This window comes from Kitasatospora sp. MY 5-36, assembly GCF_001182915.1.
Classification (GTDB): Bacteria; Actinomycetota; Actinomycetes; order Streptomycetales; family Streptomycetaceae; genus Kitasatospora.
The window spans coordinates 1-2,439 of the sequence record NZ_LFVW01000292.1; the positions used below are offsets into that span (position 1 = coordinate 1).

At 72.2% G+C, this 2,439-nt stretch carries 1 protein-coding gene and 1 pseudogene; both read left to right on the plus strand.

The features are described from left to right. Positions 1 to 1,147: pseudogene (locus tag AE652_RS48305) on the plus strand (hypothetical protein); the annotation flags it as partial. Between the two features lie 214 nt (positions 1,148 to 1,361). Continuing rightward, positions 1,362 to 2,439 (plus strand): right-handed parallel beta-helix repeat-containing protein (locus AE652_RS20230; protein WP_199823115.1); only part of this gene is annotated, 1,078 nt, incomplete at its 3' end.

Here is a 2,439-nt window from a genome sequence, read left to right on the forward strand (position 1 = left end):
GGCCGGCTACTACAGCCCCAAGGGTTCGCTCTTCCACGCCCAGGGCCCGACCCGGCTGCTGGACACCCGGGCGCCGATCGGCGTCCCGTCGGCCCAGGCGGTGCCGGCCTGGGGGACCGTCGACCTCCCGGTGACCGGTGTCGCGGGCGTTCCGGCGGAGGGCGTGACGGCCGTGACGCTGAACGTGACGGTGACCGAGCCGGGCGCCGACGGCCATCTGACCGTCTACCCGCACGGTGACGCCGCGCCCAACTCGTCGAACCTGAACTGGGTCGCCGGGCGGACGATCCCGAACCTGGTGACCGTTCCGGTGACGGACGGGAAGGTGTCGTTCTACAACGCCTCCGGCGGCACGGTGCACCTGATCGCGGACCTCGCCGGCTACTACGGCACCAAGGGTTCGCTGTTCCACGCCCAGGGCCCGACGCGGCTGCTGGACACCCGGGCGCCGATCGGCGTTCCGTCGGCGCAGGCGGTCCCGGCCTGGGGCACCGTGGACCTGCCGGTCACCGCCGTCGCGGGCGTCCCGGCGGCCGGTGTCACCGCCGTCACGATGAACGTGACGGTCACCGACCCGGAGCAGGACGGGCACCTGACCGTCTACCCGCACGGCGGCAAGGCACCGGACGCCTCCAATCTCAACTGGACGGCCGGGCGGACGATTCCGAACCTGGTGACGGTGCCGGTGAAGGACGGCAAGGTCTCGTTCTACAACGTCTCCGGCGGTACCGTGCACCTGATCGCCGACCTCGCGGGCTACTACAGCGCCGAGGGCAAGGTCAGCTACCGCCCGGCCGGCCCGATCCGGGTCCTCGACACCCGCCAGGACACCTACTGGGAGTCGGGCGTCCGCCCGGCGGCCACCGTCCCGGCCTGGGGCACGGTGGACGTCCCGGTCGGCGAGATCCCGAACGCCGCTGCGGTGACCCTGAACGTGACGGTCACCGAGCCGGGCACCGACGGGCACCTGACCGTCTACCCGCACGGTGACGCGGCGCCGAACGCCTCGAACCTGAACTTCCTGCCCGGCGAGACCATCCCGAACCAGGTGGTCGTCCCGGTCAAGGACGGCAGGGTCTCGTTCTACAACGCGAGCGGTGCTCCGCTGCACCTGATCGTCGACCTGTTCGGCTACCAGGCGTACTGACCCGTACACGCAACCGCGCCCGCCCCGACGGCCCCGGAGCCGAGCACCCCGCTCGACTCCGGGGCCGTCCGCGTGTTTCCGCGAGCTGTGAAATCCGTCTTGGCACGGGCCCCGGGCCGTGGCAGGATCCGCTCCGCCTTCCAGCCGACCGGCTCCGGACGGCGGGGGGGTCGAAAGCGTCATCCACGCTTCAAGTTGCCCACGGGGGGCTCCTGTGTCCAGATTCCGTACAGCGCTGGTCGTCGGCGTGACGCTGCTCGGGGCGGTCGGTCTGCCGGCCGTCTCCGCGGGCAGTGCGGTCGCGGCGGGCGGCACGCTCCACGTCGACAACGCCGCGGGTGCGCACTGCACCGACAGCGGCAGCGGCGCCCAGTCGGCGCCGTACTGCACCATCGGCGCGGCGGCGGCCGCCGTCCAGCCGGGCCAGACCGTCGACATCGCGGACGGTACGTACATCGAGGACGTGACCGTCACCCGGTCGGGCACCGCCGAGGCGCCGATCACCTTCCGCGCCAGCAGGACGCCCGACGAGAACAACGGCGGCGGCCTCACCAAGATCGGCACGGGGGACAGGCCCGTCAACGGGTTCGTCGTCCGGGGCGCCGAGCACGTCCGGTTCGAGAACCTGACCGTCGCGGCGGTCTCCCAGAAGGCGGCCGTGCTGGTGGACGGCGCCCGTGACGTCTCCTTCGACAACGCCTACCTCACCGGTGGAACCGGCATCCACGTCACCAACGGCTCCGAGCGGGTGCTCCTCGGACACGGCGACGTCGGAAGGGTGCAGGGCCCGGCGGTCACCGTGGACGGCGGCTCCACCGGGACGGTCGTCACCACCAACGCGCTCATGCCCTACGCCGGGCCCGACATGACCGGGGTCCTGGTCAAGGACGCGCCGAACACCGTCGTGGTGGCCAACAACGTCACCTCGTCCTGCTTCGCCGGGATCGTGCTGGACGGCGGCTCGACCGGCGCGGTGGTCGAGAACAACCTGGTGAACACCGCCCTGTACGGCATGAACCCGTGCCGCGACCAGACCGCCCGCGCGACCGGGATCACCGTCGGCCCGAACGCCGTCGCGGGCACCAAGGTCGACTACAACGTGGTCGACCCGCGCAGCGGCGGCGCGGCCTACAGCTGGGCCGGGACGGCGTACGGCGACCAGCCGTCCTTCACCGCGGCCACCGGCCAGGGCGTACACGACTTCGTCGCGCCGTCGTCGATCCAGAAGGGTCCGGACGCGCCGCCGGACCACGTGACCGACTCGGCGGACGAGAACGCCCCGGGCATGCTGC